The 21,275-nt window shown below is 60.6% G+C and carries 19 protein-coding genes; 11 read left to right on the forward strand and 8 right to left on the reverse strand.

Annotated features, from left to right (window positions below; all coding sequences use genetic code 11):
* Positions 1-520: 520 nt before the first annotated feature.
* The 3 genes from gyrB to dnaA all read right to left on the reverse strand — a co-directional run bounded on the left by gyrB (position 521) and on the right by dnaA (position 5,751).
* On the reverse strand, positions 521-3,019 hold the full coding sequence (gyrB, locus tag ACQ4WY_RS25250) for a DNA topoisomerase (ATP-hydrolyzing) subunit B (RefSeq protein WP_353659621.1): 2,499 nt from the start codon (positions 3,017-3,019) through the stop codon (positions 521-523).
* 81 nt (positions 3,020-3,100) lie between these two features.
* On the reverse strand, positions 3,101-4,207 hold the full coding sequence (gene dnaN / locus ACQ4WY_RS25255; RefSeq protein ID WP_034754341.1) for a DNA polymerase III subunit beta: 1,107 nt from the start codon (positions 4,205-4,207) through the stop codon (positions 3,101-3,103).
* Between the two features lie 149 nt (positions 4,208-4,356).
* Positions 4,357-5,751 carry a chromosomal replication initiator protein DnaA gene (dnaA, locus tag ACQ4WY_RS25260; RefSeq protein WP_071326150.1) on the reverse strand — a complete coding sequence of 465 codons (1,395 nt, stop codon included), beginning with the start codon at positions 5,749-5,751 and terminating at the stop codon, positions 4,357-4,359.
* A gap of 513 nt (positions 5,752-6,264) precedes the next feature.
* On the opposite strand from dnaA, the gene rpmH reads away from it, so the two are divergent.
* The 6 genes from rpmH (at position 6,265) to ACQ4WY_RS25290 (ending at position 10,735) form a co-directional block, all read left to right on the forward strand.
* Entirely contained in the window at positions 6,265-6,399 is a 135-nt protein-coding gene (rpmH, locus tag ACQ4WY_RS25265) for a 50S ribosomal protein L34 (RefSeq protein ID WP_010401996.1), read from the forward strand.
* 23 nt (positions 6,400-6,422) lie between these two features.
* Positions 6,423-6,860 carry a ribonuclease P protein component gene (gene rnpA / locus ACQ4WY_RS25270; RefSeq protein WP_071653349.1) on the forward strand — a complete coding sequence of 146 codons (438 nt, stop codon included), beginning with the start codon at positions 6,423-6,425 and terminating at the stop codon, positions 6,858-6,860.
* Entirely contained in the window at positions 6,857-7,117 is a 261-nt protein-coding gene (gene yidD / locus ACQ4WY_RS25275; protein WP_099380761.1) for a membrane protein insertion efficiency factor YidD, read from the forward strand. The genes rnpA and yidD overlap by 4 nt, the downstream gene beginning before the upstream one ends.
* Positions 7,118-7,128: 11 nt before the next feature.
* Complete coding sequence (yidC, locus tag ACQ4WY_RS25280) at positions 7,129-8,859, forward strand: membrane protein insertase YidC (RefSeq protein ID WP_436506424.1); 1,731 nt, start codon at positions 7,129-7,131, stop codon at positions 8,857-8,859.
* A gap of 187 nt (positions 8,860-9,046) precedes the next feature.
* Positions 9,047-10,426, forward strand: a complete 1,380-nt coding sequence (mnmE, locus tag ACQ4WY_RS25285; RefSeq protein ID WP_436506425.1) for a tRNA uridine-5-carboxymethylaminomethyl(34) synthesis GTPase MnmE — start codon at positions 9,047-9,049, stop codon at positions 10,424-10,426.
* Between the two features lie 9 nt (positions 10,427-10,435).
* Positions 10,436-10,735 (forward strand): hypothetical protein, encoded by a 300-nt coding sequence (locus ACQ4WY_RS25290; RefSeq protein WP_436506426.1) that lies wholly within the window; start codon positions 10,436-10,438, stop codon positions 10,733-10,735.
* Positions 10,736-10,758: 23 nt separating this feature from the next.
* Here the strand turns inward: ACQ4WY_RS25290 and ACQ4WY_RS25295 are convergent, their stop codons facing one another.
* Positions 10,759-12,456, reverse strand: a complete 1,698-nt coding sequence (locus ACQ4WY_RS25295; protein WP_436506427.1) for a M1 family metallopeptidase — start codon at positions 12,454-12,456, stop codon at positions 10,759-10,761.
* A 179-nt stretch (positions 12,457-12,635) separates the two neighbouring features.
* On the opposite strand from ACQ4WY_RS25295, the gene ACQ4WY_RS25300 reads away from it, so the two are divergent.
* Positions 12,636-12,833, forward strand: coding sequence for a hypothetical protein (locus ACQ4WY_RS25300; protein ID WP_436506428.1), 198 nt, complete (start codon positions 12,636-12,638; stop codon positions 12,831-12,833).
* Positions 12,834-12,842: 9 nt separating this feature from the next.
* Here the strand turns inward: ACQ4WY_RS25300 and ACQ4WY_RS25305 are convergent, their stop codons facing one another.
* Both ACQ4WY_RS25305 and ACQ4WY_RS25310 read right to left on the reverse strand, forming a co-directional pair.
* The gene (locus tag ACQ4WY_RS25305) at positions 12,843-13,478 is read right to left on the reverse strand and encodes an Hpt domain-containing protein (RefSeq protein ID WP_353659625.1); all 636 of its coding nucleotides are present in this window, start codon (positions 13,476-13,478) and stop codon (positions 12,843-12,845) included.
* Positions 13,479-13,581: 103 nt separating this feature from the next.
* Positions 13,582-14,532, reverse strand: a complete 951-nt coding sequence (locus ACQ4WY_RS25310) for a CAP domain-containing protein (protein WP_436506429.1) — start codon at positions 14,530-14,532, stop codon at positions 13,582-13,584.
* Positions 14,533-14,801: 269 nt separating this feature from the next.
* Here ACQ4WY_RS25310 and pssA point away from each other — a divergent pair, with 269 nt between their 5' ends.
* Positions 14,802-15,542 (forward strand): CDP-diacylglycerol--serine O-phosphatidyltransferase, encoded by a 741-nt coding sequence (gene pssA / locus ACQ4WY_RS25315; RefSeq protein WP_436506457.1) that lies wholly within the window; start codon positions 14,802-14,804, stop codon positions 15,540-15,542.
* 3 nt (positions 15,543-15,545) lie between these two features.
* Here pssA and ACQ4WY_RS25320 read toward each other — a convergent pair whose 3' ends face one another.
* Together ACQ4WY_RS25320 and ACQ4WY_RS25325 are read right to left on the reverse strand one after the other, a co-directional pair.
* A complete protein-coding gene (locus ACQ4WY_RS25320; RefSeq protein WP_436506430.1) occupies positions 15,546-16,472 on the reverse strand; it encodes an aldo/keto reductase in 927 nt (308 codons plus the stop codon).
* Between the two features lie 50 nt (positions 16,473-16,522).
* Positions 16,523-17,068 (reverse strand): TetR/AcrR family transcriptional regulator, encoded by a 546-nt coding sequence (locus ACQ4WY_RS25325; RefSeq protein ID WP_436506431.1) that lies wholly within the window; start codon positions 17,066-17,068, stop codon positions 16,523-16,525.
* Between the two features lie 248 nt (positions 17,069-17,316).
* On the opposite strand from ACQ4WY_RS25325, the gene ACQ4WY_RS25330 reads away from it, so the two are divergent.
* From ACQ4WY_RS25330 to ACQ4WY_RS25340, 3 genes are read left to right on the forward strand one after another with little or no spacing between them, the layout of a single operon-like run.
* Positions 17,317-18,009 carry a gluconate 2-dehydrogenase subunit 3 family protein gene (locus tag ACQ4WY_RS25330; protein ID WP_436506432.1) on the forward strand — a complete coding sequence of 231 codons (693 nt, stop codon included), beginning with the start codon at positions 17,317-17,319 and terminating at the stop codon, positions 18,007-18,009.
* A gap of 38 nt (positions 18,010-18,047) precedes the next feature.
* Positions 18,048-19,835, forward strand: coding sequence for a GMC family oxidoreductase (locus ACQ4WY_RS25335; RefSeq protein ID WP_436506433.1), 1,788 nt, complete (start codon positions 18,048-18,050; stop codon positions 19,833-19,835).
* A gap of 14 nt (positions 19,836-19,849) precedes the next feature.
* Positions 19,850-21,247, forward strand: coding sequence for a cytochrome c (locus tag ACQ4WY_RS25340; RefSeq protein ID WP_436506434.1), 1,398 nt, complete (start codon positions 19,850-19,852; stop codon positions 21,245-21,247).
* Positions 21,248-21,275 lie beyond the last annotated feature (28 nt).

Genomic DNA, 21,275 nt, shown 5'->3' on the forward strand with positions numbered 1-21,275 from the left:
CTGTTGTTAGCTGTCAATAACTACGAGAACAATCCCTGGTGAAAATACTTTCCCAGAGATAAATCAGTCAATGCAATGGCCTGAGCTCAACGTGAATACTGCACATTAGCATATCGCATAACAAAGAGTTCTGTCGCCACCGCTGATGTGACGAAATACAAAAAATAATCAGAGTTCTTGACTTGCGCCGAACGGTTCGCGGCACTGACAGAGCATCGATTGTTTCCAGAAACGTTGAAGATATGATATAGAAAAAGAGGCATGTTTCTCTATCACAGAACTAGCTGATGGAAATATATTTGCGTTTCAATGACAATGCTAACTGAAGATTTGAATTGTTCGGATGAAAAATTCTTGGCGGACGATGTTGCCCCAAAAATCGATCATTTAGCCAGCCATATCGATGCCAAATGTATTTTTAATGAATATTAAACATCTTTTTAGAGCAGAATCTACCTTGCTGTTCAATATACCCGAAAAAAGGCGACACGCAGTGTCGCCTGATATTCGGAAATCCTCTTTAAACGTCAATATTCCCCGCGCGCAGCGCGTTGTTTTCGATGAAGGCGCGGCGTGGTTCCACGTCGTCGCCCATCAGGGTGGTGAAGATCTGATCCGCGGCAATCGCGTCTTCGATCTGCACCTTCAGCAGGCGGCGCACGGTCGGGTCCATCGTCGTTTCCCACAGCTGGTCAGGGTTCATTTCGCCCAGACCTTTGTAGCGCTGTTTCGAGACGGTGCGCTCGGCTTCGTCGCGCAGCCATTGCATGGCCTGGTGGAAGTCGACCACGGCGATTTCCTTGATGCGCTCGCCTTCGCCGCGGCGCACGAAGGCGCCTTCGCCGATCAAGCCTTCGAAGGTGGCGGCGCCGCTGCTCAGTACGGCGTAGTCGGGGCCTTGCACGAAGTCGGCGTCGATGGCGCTGACTTTCACGTTGCCGTGGTGCATGCGCTCGATGCGCAGCATGTGTTTTTCCGACAAATCGTCGGAACGCACATGCACGCGCACTGCGCTGTCGTTGATGGCCGTCTGCAGGGCCAGGGCGGAAGTTTCCGCCAGGTCCAGCGTCGACAGGTCCAGTTGCACGCCCGTCATGATGGCCGTCAGGGCGGCGCGGTCGATGACGCGCGTCAGACGGGTCATGATGGTGTTCGACAGGTTGAACTTGCGCACCAGTTCCGTCAGGGTCTCGCCGGAAATACCTTCCGCGCCTGTGCGCGGCACCAGCACGGCCGTGTTCAGCGCCACGGTCATCATATAGCTCGCTTCTTCGGCGTCATCTTTCAGATAGCGCTCGTCGCGGCCCGCTTTCACCTTGTACAGCGGCGGTTGCGCGATGTAGATGTGGCCGCGCTCGACCAGTTGCGGCATCTGACGGTAGAACAGGGTCAGCAGCAGGGTACGGATGTGGGCGCCGTCGACGTCCGCATCGGTCATGATGATGATGCGGTGGTAGCGCAGTTTTTCGACGTTGAATTCGTCCGGTCCGATCGAGGTGCCGAGGGTGGCGATCAGGGTGGTGATCTGCTCCGACGACAGCATTTTCTCGAAGCGGGCTTTTTCCACGTTCAAGACTTTACCGCGCAGCGGCAGAATCGCCTGGAACTTGCGGTCGCGTCCCTGTTTTGCCGAGCCACCTGCCGAGTCACCCTCGACGATGTACAGTTCGCACAGGGCGGGGTCTTTTTCCTGGCAGTCGGCCAGTTTGGCCGACAGGCCCAGGCCATCCATGATGCCTTTGCGGCGCGTCAAATCGCGGGCCTTGCGTGCCGCTTCGCGGGCGCGCGCCGCTTCGACGATCTTGCCGCAAATGATCTTGGCGTCGTTCGGTTTTTCTTGCAGGTAGTCGGCCAGGGTCTTGGCGACGATCTCTTCGACGGGGCCGCGTACTTCGCTCGACACCAGCTTGTCTTTCGTCTGCGACGAGAATTTCGGTTCCGGCACTTTTACCGACAGGACGCAGGTCAGGCCTTCGCGCATGTCGTCGCCGCTGATTTCCACTTTCGCCTTCTTGGCGAACTCGTGTTCATCGATGTATTTGTTGATCACGCGCGTCATCGCCGCGCGCAAGCCCGTCAGGTGGGTACCGCCATCGCGTTGCGGGATGTTATTCGTGAAGCACAGCACCTGTTCATTGTAGGCATCGTTCCACTGCATCGACACGTCGACCGAGATGTTCGTGCCCTGGTCCGACATGCGCTCGCCCGTGGCCTGGAAAATGGTCGGGTGCAAGACCGACTTGGCCTTGTTGATGTATTCGACGAAGCCGCGCGTGCCGCCTTCGAAGGCGAAGATTTCTTCCTTGCCCGTGCGCTGGTCGGACAACTTGATGTTGACGCCATTGTTCAGGAAGGACAGTTCGCGGATGCGCTTGGCCAGGATTTCGTAGTGGAATTCCACGTGCGTGAAAATCTCTTCATCGGCCCAGAAATGCACGTCCGTGCCACGCTTGTCGGTGTCGCCGATGACCTTGATCGGGGAGGTGGCGATGTCGCCGACCATGACGATCTGGCGGTCTTGCGGCACGCCGCGCACGAATTCCATGTGATGCACTTTGCCATCGCGGCGGATGGTCAGTTTCAGCAGTTTCGACAGGCCATTGACGCAAGACACGCCCACGCCGTGCAAGCCGCCCGAGACTTTGTACGAGTTCTGGTCGAACTTGCCGCCCGCGTGCAGTTCGGTCATGACGATTTCCGCCGCCGAACGCTTCGGATCGTGCTTGTCGTCCATTTTCAGGCCGGTCGGCACGCCGCGGCCATTGTCGGTGATCGAGATCGAATTGTCGCTGTGGATGGTGACGTGGATTTCCGTGCAGTGGCCGGCCAGCGATTCATCGATCGAGTTGTCCAGCACTTCGAATACCAGATGGTGCAAGCCGGTGCCGTCCGAGGTGTCGCCAATGTACATGCCCGGGCGTTTGCGTACGGCTTCCAGGCCTTCCAGGATCTGGATGGAGGAGGCGCCGTATTCTTCCGTTTTGGCCTGGATCGGGGTGTCTTGTGGATTCTCGGACATGGACTGCTTTCTCAAATAACGATTGCTGATTGCGGGGCCTGACCCTGTTGGATCAGACCCCAGTTTTGCATTGGCTTACGCTTAAATCCGCATCGGCATGACGACATACTTGAAGTCGGCATTGTCCGGGATGGAGATCAGGGCGGACGAGTTCGAGTCGCCCAGCGCGATGTTGACGTATTCGCATTTCAGGTTGTTCAGCACGTCCAGCAGATACGTCACGTTGAAGCCGATGTCGACGGAGTCGCCGCCGTAGTCGATTTCCAGCTCTTCGACGGCTTCTTCCTGGTCCGCATTGGTCGAGCTGATCTTCATGCTGCCCGGGGTGATGATGCAGCGCACGCCCTTGAACTTGTCGCTGGTCATGATGGCGGCACGTTGCAGCGAGCGCAGCAGTTCATCGCGGCCGATGGTGAAGTCGTTCTTGTAGCCTTTGGGAATCACGCGCGTGTAGTCGGGGAACTTGCCTTCCACCAGCTTCGAGATCAGCTCGATGTCGGCAAAGGTCAGTTTCACCTGGTTGGCGGCGATGTCCAGCTGCACCGGTTCATCGTTCTCTTCCAGCAGGCGCTGCAGTTCGATGATGGTCTTGCGCGGAATAATCACTTCCTGGCGCGCAAACGTCTGCTCGGTGGCCACCTGGCAAAACGCCAGGCGGTGGCCGTCGGTGGCCACGGCGATGACATTATTGCCATCCAGAACCAGCAGCAAGCCGTTCAGGTAGTAACGGATGTCTTGCTGGGCCATCGAGAAATGCACCATGTTGAACAGGTGCTTCAGCGTTTTCTGGGGCAGGGTGACGGACGCGTTGTAGCTTTCCGCCTGTTGCACGGTTGGAAACTCTTCCGCCGCCAGGGTTTGCAGGGCGAAGCGCGACTTGCCCGTTTGCACGGTCAGGCGCTTGTTCAGCAGGGTCATCGTGACGTCGCCCGATTCGGGCAGGGCGCGCAAAATGTCCAGCAGCTTGCGCGCGGCCACGGTGGTGCCGGTGACGTCCGCGCCGGAACCGATTTCCGCGTGCGTGGTGATCTGCACTTCGGTGTCGGTCGACAGGAAGGAGACATTTTCACCGTCTTTGCGGATGAGGATATTGGCCAGAATCGGCATAGTGTGCCGACGCTCGACAATACCGCTCACGATCTGCAGTGGCCGGAGAAGGGTATCTCGGGTGGTTTTGACCAATTGCATATTTATCCTCAATGTATAGGTTGAACAGTACGACGTTTAACGTATTAATTTAACAATTGTTGCCATGGGGAGCCCCGACAGACCGGCTGCGGTGCCCTCCCAGATAATAAGGGTAAAGCACGTTTTGAGCCAGTCTTGCCAAATGGTGCTTAGCCCTTCAACGTTTGCTCCAGCACATGCAATTCGTGGTTGCATTCCGGGTTCTTGGTGCGGTCCAGCGCGATCTTGCGCACGGCATGCAGCACCGTGGTGTGGTCGCGGCCGCCGAACAGCTCGCCGATTTCTGGCAGGCTCTTCTGTGTCAACTCCTTGGCCAGGTACATGGCGATCTGGCGCGGCCGGGCGATGTTCGCGGGCCGGCGCTTCGAATACATGTCGGCAACCTTGATATTGAAGAAGTCGGCCACCGTTTTCTGGATGTTTTCCACGGAAATCTGGCGGTTCTGCACCGACAGCAAGTCCTTCAGGGCTTCCTTGACGATATCGATCGTGATGTCTTTGCCATGAAAACGCGAATACGCCAGAATTTTGCGCAGCGCGCCTTCCAGCTCGCGCACGTTCGAGCGCAAGTGCTTGGCGACAAAGAAGGCCACGTCGTCGGAGAAGGTCACGCCTTCCTGCTTGGCTTTTTTCAGCAAAATCGCCACGCGCATTTCCAGTTCCGGCGGTTCGATGGCCACCGTCAGGCCCGAGTCGAAGCGCGAGATCAGGCGGTCGTCCATGCCCGTGATTTCCTTCGGATACGTATCCGAAGTGATGATGATCTGTTTCTTTGCGGCAATTAACGCCTCGAACGCATAGAAAAACTCTTCCTGCGTGCGGCTCTTGCCGCCAAAGAACTGGATATCATCGATCAGCAGCATGTCGAGCGAGTGATAGTAGTGCTTGAAATCGTCGAAACCCTTGCGCTGGTAAGCGGTCACTACGTCGCGAACGTACTGTTCCGCGTGGATGTAGCGAATCTTCGCGCCCGGATTGTCGGCCATCACCTGGTTGCCGATGGCGTGGATCAAGTGGGTTTTACCGAGGCCGACGCCGCCGTAGAAGAACAGCGGGTTATATGACACGCCCGGATTGTTCGCCACCTGGATGGCGGCGGCGCGCGCCAGCTGGTTGGCCTTACCGGTCACGAAGCTGTCGAAGGTCAGGTCGGTGTTGATGCGGCTCTGTTCGCGGCGCGGCGCGGCACCGATGCTCAGTTCCGGCACACTGGGCTGCGGCTCCGCAGCGCGCGCGCTGGGCGCGCCGCCATTCGGATCGCTGGCCGGGGTGCTGGCGGTGACGGGTTTCTTCGGCAGGGCCAGACGCGGGTCGAGCACGAACTGCACATCCGTCGGCGCTTCGAAGTACTGAATGGCCAGCGCAGTGATGCGGCTGGCGAACTGGGTCTTGACCCAATCGAGCTTGAAGCGATTGGGCGCAGCAATGCGCAGCTTGCCCTCCTCGTAATCGAGAGGGATAAGCGGTTTGATCCACGCACTGAATTGTTGCGGTGTCAGCTCCAGTTCCAACTGCGCGGAACAGGCCTGCCAGAAATTATCCATGTATGTCTATGTGAAAAGGTGTGGGAGGGCGTATCGATTCTGCCCTGCGTTCACCGTGTTGCAAGGCCGGCGTCGCGCGAGGGCTCGCCACACGTAACGCGCTATTCTACTCCCGACTGCCAAAGTTATCCACAGGCACGACGCTTATTTTTCTGTGGCAGGGTGGGGCGCCATGTGTATAAGAGGCGACTTATCCCCCGGTTATCCCGTCACACGCAGTGCTGGCGCGGCCTGTGGCGGGGCCTTGCCGGCAGATGGGGGCCGGCGCGGAAATTTCCAGGCGATCACGGCAATCCTTGACAAGAGGGGGGCATATGCTGAATAATTCAGGGTTCCCCGCCCGTATTCCGTGTTTATTCATTTGGAACGACAATATGGACTAAGCGTGGATTAAGCGGGCGATGAGATTGGCCAGCTTGTGCCTTGGCATAAGTGCGCGATTGTCATTGGCACCAAAAACTGACGGGACGTCAGACCCGATTTTGCATTTTTTTTGTTTTTAGCGAGACCAACATGAAACGTACTTACCAACCTTCCGTCGTTCGCCGCAAGCGTACGCACGGCTTCCGCGCTCGTATGGCTACCCGTGGTGGCCGTGATGTGCTCAACGCACGTCGCGCAAAGGGCCGCAAACGTCTGGCCGTCTAGGCTTGTCGTTGACAGCTGATCGCGTGGCTAGCTGTACTCCAGTCGGCAATCAACGCGAAGGTTCACACGACTTCGCGCGCGTTCGGCGTATCGTTAAAACGGATGAATTTTCATCCGTTTTTCGTTTGCGCCCTTCGCAAAAAACAGCGCATTTTGTGCTGTACACCCGACACAATCAATTGCCGCATGCGCGGCTGGGCGTCGTTGTGGCCAAGCGTTTCGCGCCGCGCGCGGCGACCCGCAACACGATCAAGCGCGTCACGCGCGAGCTGTTTCGCAACAGCGCGATGCCGCCGGTCGACTGCGTGGTGCGTTTGTCGCGCGCCGTCAACAGCAAGGATGGCCCGGCCACCACGACCCGGCTCAAAGCCGAGCTGCGTGAGGAATTGAGCCGCCTGTTCGCGGCGCAAATCGCCGCCCAGGCCCGTTCTGTTGCTGCGCCACCACCTTCCGCGCCATGAAAACCCTGCTGCTGTTCCTGCTGCGCGCTTATCAGTTGCTGATCAGCCCCATGCTGGGACAGAATTGCCGTTTCTATCCGAGCTGTTCGCATTACGCGATGGAAGCGCTGCGCGTGCACGGTACTGCCAAGGGCAGCCTGCTGGCTGCCAAGCGCCTGTGCCGTTGCCACCCCTGGAATGAAGGGGGCGTCGACCCGGTGCCGCCGGCCGACGCTAAACAATCTTCAACGACCGCTTGCGGTTGCAACCACTCCTGACAAATACCCTAATGGATATCAATAAACGTACCATCCTGTGGATCGTGTTTTCCGTCTCGCTGGTAATTCTCTGGAACGAATGGATGATCTCGAACGGCAAGCCGTCGATGTTCTCCGCGAACACGGAACAAACCGCCAAGGCGCCTGCGACCCCTGCCAAGACGGCTGCCTTGCCAGCTGCGGCAGGCGTGCCTGCCCTGCCGGGTGAGGCTGTCGATCCCGCCGCGTTCAAGCGCGAAGTGATTACCATCACCACCGACGTCATCAAGGTCGATATCGACACCCTGGGCGGCCAGGTCAAGCGTCTGGAATTGCTGAAGTTCAAGGGCGCGGGTAATCCGGGCTGGTTTGGCGGCTGCTTCGGCCTGTTCAAGGCATGCCAGCCTGACGACGGCAAGCAAAACGAAGTGCTGTTCGACGAAGGCGCGAACCACACCTACCTGGCGCAATCGGGCCTGGTCGGCGGTCCGTTCCCTACCCATGCGAGCGGTTTCACCGTACAGCCTGGCGTACGTACTCTGGCCGATGGCAAGCAGATTCAACTGGTGATGGAAGCGGTCGAGGGCGGCGTCAAGCTGACCAAGACGTTTACCTTCAAGCGCGGCGATTACGTCATCGACGTGCGCCATGACGTGTCCAACGTGGGCGCGGCACCTGTCACGCCGCAGCTGTATCTGCAACTGACGCATGACGGCAACAAGCCGGTCGGCGATTCGTTCTTCAACAGCAGCTTTACGGGCCCAACCCTGTACACGCCGCAAGACAAGTACCAAAAACTGACGTTCGAGAAAATCGAAAAAGCGGCAGTGGAAGACGAGAAGAAGGGCAACGACAACGCCATGAAGGGCCTGCACCCGGCCACGGCGACTGGCGGCTGGTTTGCGATTTCGCAACACTTCTTCGTGTCCGCATTCGTTCCGCCTGAGAACGCCAAGCGTGACATCTTCACGAAGAAGGTCGGCCCCAACCTGTACGCCATCGGCAACGTGCTGCCCCTGCCTACCCTGGCGCCAGGCGCCTCGGCCAGCATGGACAGCAAGCTGTACTCGGGTCCGCAAATCGCGCACCTGCTGGAAAACGTCTCGCCTGGCCTGGAACTGGTCAAGGATTATGGCTGGCTGACCATCATCGCCAAGCCGATGTTCTGGGTCATGGAACAGATCCACAGCGTGCTGGGCAACTGGGGCTGGACCATCATCGCCTTCACGATCCTGATCAAGCTGCTGTTCTTCCCGCTGTCGGCCGCCGGCTACCGCAGCATGGCGAAGATGAAACTGGTCACGCCGAAGATGCAAGCCATCCGCGAACGCTTCAAAGGCGATCCGCAAAAGATGAACCAGGCCACGATGGAGCTGTACAAGACGGAAAAGATCAATCCGCTGGGCGGCTGCCTGCCGATCCTGATCCAGATGCCCGTCTTTATCGCCCTGTACTGGGTCTTGAACGCGTCCGTGGAAATCCGCGGCGCGCCATGGATCGGTTGGATCACCGATCTGGCCCAGCATGACCCATGGTGCATCCTGCCCGTGTTGTACGCGATCTCGATGTTCATCACGACCAAGCTGAACCCGGCCCCGGCCGATCCGATGCAAGCGAAGATGATGCTGTTCATGCCACTGGCATTCTCGGTGATGTTCTTCTTCTTCCCGTCGGGCTTGGTACTCTACTGGGTCGTCAACAACGTCCTGTCGATCGGCCAGCAATGGGTGATCACCAAGAAATACGCGCCTGCCGTCAAGTAAGTCCGGCCAGCGACCAGAAAGCCCGCCTTGCGCGGGCTTTTTTTTGACATCGTACCCAATGGGTACGATGTCAAAAAAAAGTGGGTTTTGCCAGCTTTCCACTGACCTCCCCCTTCACGTGCACCCGGTTTGGCGCTGAAAATATCGCGGCTCCTGCAGCCTTTCCCGAATACACTACAATTACCCCATGAAACTTGACTCTTCCCCTATCGCCGCCATCGCCACCGCTCCCGGGCGCGGCGGCATCGGCGTGGTACGCGCCTCCGGCAAAAACCTTGCACCCCTGATGACGGCCCTGTTCGGCGCGCAGCAACTGAAACCGCGCCACGCCACCTATCTGCCATTCACGGAAAGCGACGGCGCCATCATCGACCAGGGCATCGCCATCCACTTCAAGGGCCCGCATTCGTACACGGGCGAAGACGTGCTGGAATTGCAAGGCCATGGCGGCCCCGTGGTGCTGCAGTTGCTGTTGGCGCGCGTGCTGGAAGCGGGCCGTGACAGCGGCTTGCGCCTGGCCGAACCGGGCGAATTCACGCGCCGTGCGTTTTTGAATGACAAGCTTGACCTGGCGCAAGCCGAAGCCGTGGCCGACCTGATCGACGCGTCTACGGAAGCGGCCGCCAAGTCCGCCTCGCAATCGCTATCGGGCGCGTTTTCCAACACGATCCACGCGCTGGTGGAGCAGGTGACGGGGTTACGCATGCTGGTCGAGGCAACCCTGGACTTCCCGGAAGAAGAAATCGACTTCCTGGAAAAATCGAATGCACGCGGTCAATTGAAGGCCGTCATCGAAGCGTTAAATAAAGTGTTTGCGCAGGCGGCGCAGGGCGCGCTGCTGCGCGAAGGTCTCAATGTCGTGCTGGCCGGCCAGCCGAACGTGGGCAAGTCGTCGCTGCTGAATGCGCTGGCGGGCGCCGACGTGGCGATTGTCACACCGATCGCCGGCACCACGCGCGACAAGGTCAGCGAAACCATCCAGATCGAGGGCATTCCGCTCAACATCATCGACACGGCGGGCATCCGCAGCGCGGGCGACACCATCGACGCCGTCGAGCGCATCGGCATCGAACGCACGTGGGGCGAAATCGGCAAGGCCGACGTGATCCTGCACCTGTTGGATGCCGACCATGGCCCGACCCTGGCCGACGAAACCATCGTCGCCGCCTTCCCGGACGGCGTGCCCGTGGTGCGCGTGTGGAACAAGATTGACCTGTCGGGCCACAAGCCCAGTGTCGACAGCTTGCCCGACGCCACCCACGTTTATCTCTCGGCGCACGAGCACATCGGCATTGACCTCTTGCGCGCCGAGCTCTTGCGCATCGCCGGCTGGCAGCAGACGGGTGAATCGCTGTACCTGGCGCGCGAACGCCATCTGATCGCCTTGAAATCGGCCGGCAAGCATTTGGACATCGCCGCCGAACACGCGGCGCAGGACGACCAGTCGCTCGATCTGTTCGCCGAAGAACTGCGCCTGGCGCAGGTGCAGCTGTCGAGCATCACGGGCGAGTTTTCGCCTGACGATCTGCTGGGCGTGATTTTCAGCCGTTTCTGCATCGGCAAATAAGGAGGTTCGATGAAGCTGCTGCTGGTTCTGCTGTTCAGTTGTCTGCCCCTGCTGGCTGGTGCGCAGGAAAAGTTGCCGAAGGATGTGGCGCAGTTCGTCGAGAACGCCCAGATGTGCGAGCACTTTGCCGGCGAGTGGGATGACAACGACAAGGCGCGCCAGCGCGAGATCACGCAAGCCGTGGCCAGTTCTTGCGGCCAGGCGCAGCGGCAGTGGAAACGGCTGTCCGCCAAGTATGCGCGACAGCCGAAGCTGCAAAAAGTCATTGCAGACAATGCCAATGACGCGGTGCGCAGTTTCCGGAAATAGCGGCTGCCCTCGCTTGCTGCAGTTCAGCTCTTCTTGCGCTTGGCCTGCTCTTCCCTGAATTTCTGGAAGGCTTCGATATGCTCGGCGCGGCGCAGCACGCGTGAGTGCGGGTCGAGCGTGTAAGTGTCGCCAGCCGGCAGGGGCAGTTCACCAAAGCCCAGCGACATGGGAACGGTATGGATTTCCTTGCCGATACGCACTTCCACCGGCATCGGGAAGGCGAGGTCAGCAGGCGTCTTCCATAGCAGGCGCAAGGTGTCGCCGTCACGCACGGCGGACAGCTCTGGCAGCGCGGCCTGGTACAGATAGGTCTGGAAGAACCAGTCGTAATTGCGGCCCGTGACTTTGTAGACGATGTCCATGAATTCCTTGGTGCTGCCATAGCGCGGCTGGAACTGGCCCGGCTGCGGCTGTTCCGTGCCGTACACGAGCAGGCGCACGGCGCGGAAGAAGGCGTCGCCGCCGATCAGGCCGCGCAAGGTGTGCAGCACCAGCGCCCCTTTCACATAAATGTCGCCGCCCGGCCCGCCCTTTTTCAGATCGTAGACCTCTTCCTCGCTTTTCGGCTTGCCCGAGACCATGGGCGCCTTGTTGACGATGCCGGCGCGCATTTGCTGCAACGAAGCAAAATACTCTTGCTCGCCCCGCAGATATTGCATGTACAGCGCTTGCATATAGGTGCCGAAGCCTTCGTGCAGCCACATGTCGTCCCAGTTGCTGTTGGTCAGCTGGTTGCCGAACCATTCATGGGCAAATTCATGCTGCAGCAATTCATCGTAGCCATAGCTGGTTTTGGCGAATTTGTTGCCATAGGCATTGATGGTCTGGTGTTCCATGCCCTTGTGCGGGGTTTCGGCGATGCCGACTTTCTCATCGCCAAACGGGTAGGGACCGATGACGCTTTCAAAAAAATCGAGCATGGGCGGCAATTCCGCGAACAGGGCGCCCGCCTTGGCTTCGCTTTCCGGCAGGTACCAGAATTGCAGGGGGATGCGGTTGCCGTAGCGGCTAGTATATTCGCCCTGCAGGCTGCGGTAGGGCGCCACATTCAGGGCGATGCCATAGGTGCTCGGATGTTTGGCGCGCCAGTGCCAGGTGCGCCAGCCATCGGCCTCATCCATGCCAAGCGCGATGCCGTTGCCGGCCGCCACCAGCGGCGCCGGCACCTGGATGTGCTGGTCGATCAGCTGGGCCTTGCCCATCGGGTGGTCGATGCAGGGCCAGAACAGGTCGCAGCCTTCGCCTTGCACGGCGCTGGCGATCCACGGCGCGCCATCGGTCGTGCTCGACCACACCATGCCGCCATCCCACGGTGCTTTCACGGCGACGTGCGGCACGCCATGGTAGACGACGCGGATGGTGGTGCGCGCGCCTGCCGCGAGGGTGGCCGGCAAGGTCATGCTCAGGCGCCCGTCCGGATTGGCATAGTCCTGTGGCCGCAGCGTCTTGCCGTCGATTTCGATGGCATCGACCGGCAGGTTGCGGTCCAGGTCCAGTGCGAAGCGCGAGATCGGCTGCGTCGCCAGGAAGGTCAGGCGCGCATCGCCGGCGATGCTGCGGCTGGCCGGGTCGATGCGCAAGGTCAGGTCGGCGTGTTCGAACACCACCGCCAATTGTTCCGGCGTGCGTTCGGCGCCTGAATTTAGAGTATAGGCGGTGGGCGCGCGCGTGGCGCAGGCGCTGAGCAGCAAGCAGGAGAGCAGCAGAGGGAGGTGTTTCATGGCGAAAGCGCAAGTGAACGGAACACTGATTGTAGTGTGAAGCGACAACGTTGTCGTTTGGAAATTTCAAGGCGCCGACGGGGCAAGCGTGGTCGCCGTTGAGAAATGTCATGGGCTTCAAACTGCGCTGACGTAATCTTGCTGAGCGGCCTAGAAGTGCCGCTAGGAAAGGAAGCGCCATGGACAGCAAACAGCCGGACGTCGTGGAACGCGAGGAAGAGGTGATGGTGGCGCTGCCTGCCATGCCGAAATTGATCGCCACCTTGCCGCCAAAAGGCGCGTGCTGGTACTGCGACAAGCCGCTCGATGCCGTGCGCCGCTTTTGCGGCAAGAGTTGCGGCATGGCTTATGCGGAAGAGGCGCAATACCACCCTTGAGCGTGGAGGCTAGCGGCGGCGCAGCAGCGCCGCCAGCGCACCGTCGTAGTCGAACTCATGCGCAGCCGCCGCCACTTCCTGGTAGACGTGCACGCCCAGGCTGGCCGCGAGCAGGCTGGCCGAGTTTTCCAGGATGTCGATGGCCGCGCCATCGCCTTCGCGCAGGTGGCTGGCCAGGCGCGCCAGCAGCAGCTGGATGGCGGGTGCGGCCGGGTCAGGCGCCACGTCCTGCGCCGCCGTATGGGTTGCCTCCGGCGTGCCCAGCATGCTGCTGACCGCACCGAGCAATTGATCCTGCGCCAGTTCCAGCTGCAGCATCTGCTGGTCCAGGTCGGGCGCCTGCGCGCGCAGCGCCGACTCCAAGGTTGTCGACAGGCCATGCACGTGGCGCGCACCGATCATGCCCGCGGCGCCTTTCAGGGTATGCGCCTTCAGGCGCGCGGAAGCGTAATTGCCCATGTCGAATTCGGCGCGGATCTGGCACGGCGTGGTGCCGTGGTCATGCAGGAAGCGGCGCAGGATTTTCAGGTACAGCATACGGTCGCCCATGATGCGGCCCAGTCCGTTCTCGACATCGAGAATGCGGACCATGTCGGATGCCGCAAGGGCGGCATCATCATCGCAAGTGGCGTGTGGTTTCAGCATGCTGTGCAGAGCGCCCCAAAACTTGTCAATTGCCGTAAAGCAGGAACTCTATTTTACATCTAGTCGTCCTCGACACTGCGCCCGCTTGGCACCAGCCTGCCGCCTAGCGTGTCGTGAAGGACCAGCTGCGCGTGACGTCCGCGCCATTGACTATGCCGATGAAACTCACGTCATAGCTGGTGTTCGCACTCAAGGGCGCCAGTGGAATGATGGATGCGGCCGAGACCGGCGTATGCGCATCGTTGCCGCTGGTGAGCAGGCGCACCGCCAGGTCGGTGCCGGCACCGCGCTGGCGCACGCTGAACGTCGTCACGCTGACGGACGTGCCGTAGTTGGCATGCACGCTGATCGGGTAGCCGACCACGTCCTGGTTCGGCACGGGATCGGGCGATTCGTTATCGCTGGAAAAACTGACGGCCACCTTCTGCTGCCCGCCAAAGGGGTAGGTGACGATCTGTCCCGCCGCCAGCCCGGGGCCATAGCTGCGGTTGCCGGCCAGGTCGGTGGTGAAATACGCATAACCGGCGCCGCTGACGGCCGCGCCCGCGCCACCTTCCTTGAACAGCGGCTCGAAAATGACGAAGCGGTGATAGATGGCCGTGACCAGCTCTTCGGCCAGGTAAAAGCCCGACGTGTTGCTTGCGCCGGCGATGACTTCGCCCTGCAGCGTCGTGACGACGTAGCCGGCCTTGGCCAGGCGGTCGCCCAGTTTGACGCCCGTAAAGCCGGGCTTGCCCTGCACTTGCTCGTGCGCCACCGTATTGTTGAGATTCAGATAGTTGGAATGGCCCAGGGCCGCGCTGTCGATCTGGCCGTTGCGTACCAGTGGCGACAGACCGATCTGGCTGCGCCGGTAGTTGAACCAGTTGATGCCATCGGTGGCGATATTGTTGCTGAGGACGGGAGCGCCCGGTTCCTGTGTCAGCTGTCCTGCCGGGGTCGAGGTGCTCAGCGACGTCTTGTCGCCGCTATCGCCGCCGCCACAGGCGCTCAGCAGGGCTGCGCTCAGCAGGGCGGGTATCCAGTATTTCCAACGCAGTGACGAGACAATCAAGTTGACTCCTGTATAGGTAGGCGGACAGTGGTGGGGGCCAGCGTGCAGCCCTGTAAAACGATTCTAAGGTATTTTCATACGCTGTAGAGCATCCATGAAAACATATGTCGCGCGCTCGTGCGCGGACGGCGCCGCAGCTGCGCAGGGTAGAATGAGCATAGTGCAGCGTTTGCCGCTGCTTTGCCTCATTCCCGCTACTTTGATTGCCCACAAATTTGAACACATTGCCCAAGTCGCGCCTGCAGCGCGCCAAATACGCCCTGCCCAGCATGGTGACTTTGCTATCGATAGCCTGCGGTTTTGCCAGCATCGTCATTTCCGTCGATAACGCGACTGTCGGCGATGCGGATGCCTACCGCCTGGCGGCGGCGCTGCTGGTGCTCGCCGGCGTGTTTGATGCGCTCGACGGTTATGTGGCCCGGCTGACGGGGACCAGTTCGCAGTTCGGCGTGCAACTCGATTCCATCGCCGACGTGATGAATTTCGGTTGCGCTCCGGCCGTCCTGTTGTACTGCTACGGCTTTGTGCAGATGGGCGTGCATGATCCGCTGCTGCTGCGCTTTGGCGGTATGGCCAGCTTCTTCTTTGTCGCGTGCGGCGCCATGCGCCTGGCGCGCTTCAATGTCAATGTCGGGCGTACCGACCCCCTGTATTTCGTCGGTATGCCGATCACGGCAGGCGCCGCCTGTGTCGCGGCCGTGGTGGTGGCCTGGCCGGCGCCCATCGATTCCATGCTGCACAGCTATCTGCTGATGCTGCTGCTGGTGGGCGTGGGCAGTCTGATGGTGTCGACCTTGCGTTTCCCCAGCTCCAAGCAAAAGAAAAGCCTGGCCGCGCTGCTGGTGCTCATCGTGGCCATCGCCTTGCTGGTGTGGCTGAAGACCAGCTTCTTCGCGCTGTTCTTCGCCGTCTATATCGCCGCCACCCTGGCGCTGAACCTGGCGTGGCACCTGGGCTGGCGGCGCATCGCGCTGCCCCAGGTATTCAATGACCCGGACGAGATTGACTAAACTCTAGGCGACCTCGTGCCCGCGCGCGGCGCGCAGGATGGCGAACCAGTCGCTACGGCTGAGTGTAAACTGCGTGCCTTCCACGGCCACGCCGACCGCCTCGATGCGTCCCGTGCCCGTCAGCGGCAGGGGACGGCAAGGCAATTGCATGATCCAGGCAAACACCACGCTGGCAAACGGACGCTGCAGCTGGTCGGCGATCTGCTTGATGACATTGCGCAAATTCTCCACATTCGCATCGCCACCCTGGAATAGCCGGCCGCCCGCCAGCGGCGACCAGATCATCGGCGCCACCCCCACGTCTTGCAAGCCGTCGAAGGTTTCGTCGAACAGGGGCGCCACGTGCAGCGGCGAAAATTCCACCTGGTTCGTCACCAGCGGGAAGCGCCGGTGCAGGCACTCGAACTGGTGGCGGCTGAAGTTCGACACGCCGAAGTGCAAGACCTTGCCATCTTGCTTCAATTGGGTAAATGCGCCGGCGATCTCGTCGAAATCCATCAGCGGGTCGGGACGATGGATCAGCAGCAAGTCCAGGCGGTCGGTGTGCAGCTGGCGCAAGGTCTGTTCCACGGAACTGGTGATGTGCGCCGCGCTCGTGTCGTAATGCTGGATGGCATGGCCGGGACGGTGCGGCGACAGCAGTTTGATGCCGCATTTGCTGACCAGCTCCATCTTGTCGCGCAAGCCCGGCTGCAAGGCCAGCGCTTCGCCGAACAGGCCTTCGGCGCTGTAATCGCCATAGATATCGGCATGGTCGAAACTCGATACGCCCAGCGCCAGGCATTGCTCGATGAAGGCCAGGCGTTGCTGCGCCGACATATTCCACTCGCCTATGCGCCACATGCCGGCGACGATGAGCGACAGTTCGGGACCGTTGCTGCTTAAACGGCTGCGCGGCGCTTGCAGGCTGGCGGGAAATACATGGCTCATGGGCTGGCTTTCTGATGGTAGCGGGGGATAATCGTGATGATTATATCCAGCTACAGCATGCTGCGTATGAAGCGGCAGCAGCGCTCCTGCAGGGCATCGTCGAGCTGGCCGCCCAGTTGCATCTGGTACACCAGCGCCGATTGCAGCATGAAGGCGAACAGGCGCAGGTCGAGGTCGGCGCGCACGCCGATGTTAACCAGGCGCTGCACCACCAGGGTGATCCACGGCGCAACGATCTGTTCGCGAAAGCGCAGCTGCGCGGACGCATCATTGTGGATCAGCACCAAGAGATCGCAGGTGAAGCGGCCATCGGCGTTCAGGTTGTCGAAGATGCGCGCGCAGATCGCCTCGATTTCCTGGCCGTCCGGCATGTCGAGCGCGCGCTGCAGCTTTTCCGCCGTGCGCTTGACGAGCGCGTCGAGCAGCATGTCTTCGCGGCGCGGCCAGCGCCGGTAGATCGTCTGGCGCCCCACTCCGGCAGAGTCGGCCACCATCTGTATCGTCACCGCTTCCAGTCCATGCTGGCGCACCAGCATGACGATCGCTTCCAGCACCGCATCTTCCACACCCGCCTTGCGCGGGCGTCCACGCGGCACAGCCTCTTTTTTGATCACGTTAAACCTGTCTCTGAATGTTTCTTTTAATTATGGTACGATGCGCACCGTAAATGCAAAGCAACTGCTTGTCAATCATCTTGGTCAATTAACCGACAGGCGGATGCGCCGCGCCGCGATACATCAGTCATCTCTACGTGAAATCTGCAATCTCAGCGGCGCTTGCCCGCATTTTCTTTCTGACTCCCACATCCATCACTGTGGCGGCCTGTGCCGCCTGAGGAAAACCTATGAAAATCATCGGGATTTCGCCCCATCGGCGTAACTTCCTGCGCAAGGCCGTCGGCGCAGCGCCTGCCGTGGCCTTGCTGGCCGGTGCCGGCGGCGGCCTGGCCATGGCCGTCTCCAAAGACCAGCCTGCCTATACACCGCGCTTCTTCGACGCCACCGAGTGGGCCACCCTGAGCGCACTGGTCGACCGGCTGATCCCCGCCGACGGCGAAGGGCCGGGTGCGCTGGAGTCCGGCGCGCATGAATTCATCGACGCGCAGATGAACACACCGTACGCGTACGGCGCGCTGTGGTACATGCAGGGGCCGTTCGTGCCGTCGATCGAACAGTTCGGCTACCAGTTCCACATGGCGCCACGCGAGCTGTACAAGAGCGCCCTGGCCGGCGTGAATACGGCCATCAACAAGCAGTCCGGCAAGCCTTTCGTGCAGCTGAACGCGGCCGAACGCGACGCCGTCATTACGCAATTGCAAAAGGGCACCCTGGATATCGGCGCAGTGCCGTCGAAAATCTTCTTCAACCAGCTGCTGCAAAACACGCGCGAAGGCTACTTTTGCGACCCCGTGCACGGTGGTAACAAAGACATGCTGGCCTGGAAGATGGTGGGTTTCCCTGGCGCGCGCGCCGACTACATGGATTGGGTCGAGCAGTACGGGAAAAAATATCCTCTTCCGCCGGTATCCATAGCGTAAAACTTTTAGTACCCGATCAAAGAAAAAGAAAAACCATCATGAGTGATATCAAACCAGATGTAAAAATGAAGCCTGTCGATGCCGTGATTGTCGGCTTCGGCTGGACCGGCGCCATCATGGCCAAGGAATTGACGGAAGCGGGCCTGAACGTGGTCGCGCTGGAACGCGGCGAGTACCGCGACACTTATCCCGACGGCGCCTATCCGAAAACCCTCGACGAGCTGACCTATATCCAGCGCAGCAAGCTGTTCCAGGATATGTCGAAGAGCACATTTACTTTCCGCCACAGCATCACGGGCGTGGCCGTGCCGTATCGCCAGATCGGCGCCTTCAAACCCGGCACGGGCGTGGGCGGCGCGGGCTTGCACTGGTCGGGCATGCACTGGCGCGTCTTGCCGGAAGAGCTGCAAATCCGCAGCCACTACGAACGCCGTTACGGCAAGAAATTCATTCCCGAAGGCATGACGATCCAGGACTTTGGCGTGACTTACGCCGAGCTGGAGCCGCACTTCGATTTCGTGGAAAAAGTCTTCGGCACCTCGGGCCAGGCGTATAAAGTGAACGGCATCGTCGTCGGCGACGGCAATGTGTTCGAGGGAGACCGCTCCGACAATTACGCGCTGGCGCCGCAAAAAGTGCCGTACACGGCCGAACTGTTCCGCCGCGCGGCCAAGGCCGTCGGCTACCATCCGTTCGTCAACGCCTCGTCGAACGCATCCGGGCCGTACACGAACCCGTATGGCTGCCAGATGGGCCCGTGCAACTTCTGCGGCTTCTGCTCCGGCTACGCCTGCTACAACTATTCCAAGGCGTCGCCCAACGTCAACATCATGCCGGCCCTGCGCATGGTCTCTAATTTTGAATTGCGCGCCAATTGCAACGTCGTGCGCATCAATCTCGACGGTAGCAAGAAACGTGCGACGGGCGTGACCTACATCAATGCGGACGGCAAGGCCGTCGAGCAACCGGCCGACCTGGTCGTCGCCAGCGCCTTTGCCTACAACAATGCGCATCTGTTCCTGCTGTCGGGCATCGGCAAGCCATACGATCCTGTCAGCAATGAAGGCGTGGTGGGACGCAATATCGCCTACCAGATGATGTCCACCATCCAGACCTTCTTCAAGGAAGACACGAACACGAACCCGTTCATCGGCGCCGGCGGTACCGGTGTCGCGCTCGATGACTGGAATGGCGACAATTTCGACCATGGCCCACTGGGCTTTGTCGGCGGCTCGCCCGCCTGGTGCAACCCGGCCGGCTCCAAGCCCATCTCGGGTATCGCCACGCCGGACGGCACGCCCGCCTGGGGTGCAGCCTGGAAAAAGGCCGTCAAGAAGAGCTATTTGAACACGGTCTCGTTCGACTGCCACGGCGCCAACATGACTTACCGCGACTGCTATGTCGACCTCGACCCGACCTACACGGACAAGTATGGCCAGCAATTGCTGCGCTTTACCTTCGACTGGAAGGAAAACGACATCAAGATGAGCCGTTTCGTCACTGACAAGATGATGAAGGTGGCCGAGGCCATGAATCCGGAAGCGATCAAGGTCTCCGTCAAGAACGTGGGCGACCACCTCGACTTGCGCAACTACCAGACCACCCACTGGGCGGGCGGCACGGCCATGGGCGCGGACCGCAAGACCAGCGTCGTCAACCGCTACCTGCAGAGCTGGGACGTGCATAACGTGTTTGCCGTCGGTTCCAGCGTGTTCCCGGTCGGCATTGGCTACAACCCGACGGGCCTCGCTTGCGCGCTGACCTACTGGTCGGCCAAGGCCATCCGCGAGCAATACCTGAAAGATCCCCGTCCCCTGGTCGTTTGATAAAGAACAAGAAGATGAACAACACATTCACCAATACACTGGGCGCGCTGCTGCTGGCGCTCGCCTCCGGCGCCGCCTGGTCTGCCGGCGCAGCCACCACCACCGTCCCGAACGCCCAGCTGATACGCCAGGGCGAATACCTGGCCCGCGCCGGCGACTGCATCGCCTGCCATACGGCCGGTGCCAAAGGGCAGCCGTTCGCCGGCGGCCTGGGCATGGAAACGCCGATCGGCAAGGTATATTCCACCAACATCACGCCCGACAAGAAGGCCGGCATTGGCGACTGGAGCTTTGCCGATTTCGACAAGCTGATGCGCACCGGCGTGACGAAACACGGCTACACCGTCTATCCGGCCATGCCCTACCCGTCGTACTCGCGCCTGAGCGAGGCGGACATGCAAGCCCTGTACGCCTACTTCATGCATGGCGTGAAAGCGGACCCGACGCCGAACAAGGCGGCCGACATTCCATGGCCCCTGTCGATGCGTTTCCCCTTGACCATCTGGCGCTGGGCGTTTGCCCCCACGCCGCAGCCCTACAAGGCGCCAGTTACCGGCGACGCGCAATTGCTGCGCGGCGCCTACCTGGTGCAGGGCTTGGGCCACTGCGGCGCCTGCCATACGGCGCGCGGCGTGGGCATGCAGGAAAAATCGCTGACGGACGTCGGTAATACCACCTTCCTGGCCGGTGGCGGCGTGATCGACGGCTGGTCCGTGCCCTCGTTGCGCAATGAACATGGCGGCGGCTTGGCGCGCTGGAGCGCGGTGGAGATCGCCGAATTCCTGAAGACGGGCCGCAACAGCCATACGGCCTCGTTCGGTGCCATGAACGACGTGGTGGCCCATTCCATGCAGCACATGACGGATGGCGACCTGGCGGCGATGGCGAAATACCTGAAATCCCTGCCGCCATCGAATCCGGCCACGCCGGCGTTCGTAGCCGATGACAAGCTGGGCAAGCAATTGTTCAGCGGTATCGTCAATTCCAAGGGCGCGCAGTTGTACCTGGACCGCTGCGCCGGTTGCCACCGTTCCGACGGCAAGGGCTACGACAAGGCCTTCCCTGCGCTGGCGGGCAATGCCGTGCTGCAGACGAACGATCCGACTTCCGCCATCAACATCGTGCTGTCGGGCGGCGCCGTGCCGGCCACGCGTACGGCGCCGTCGGCGCTGACGATGGCGCCATATGCCGACATTTTTAATGATGAGCAAACTGCCCAGGTGGTGACTTTTATCCAGACCAGCTGGGGTAACCGCGGTACACCGGTGACGGCGGCGCAGGTGGCCAAGGTGCGCAAAGTGGCCGTGCCGGTGGCAGCGTCGCAGACGGAAGCGACGTTTGCGGCAGGCCGCCACGGCACCTTTCCGCCCGTGGCGCGCCAGCCGCACCTGAAGGATGCGCCGGCGAAGTAAAGTCTACGGACGAAAAAAATGCCCGCAG

This window comes from Janthinobacterium salmonicoloratum (assembly GCF_051380845.1).
Classification (GTDB): domain Bacteria; phylum Pseudomonadota; class Gammaproteobacteria; order Burkholderiales; family Burkholderiaceae_D; genus Janthinobacterium; species Janthinobacterium lividum_F.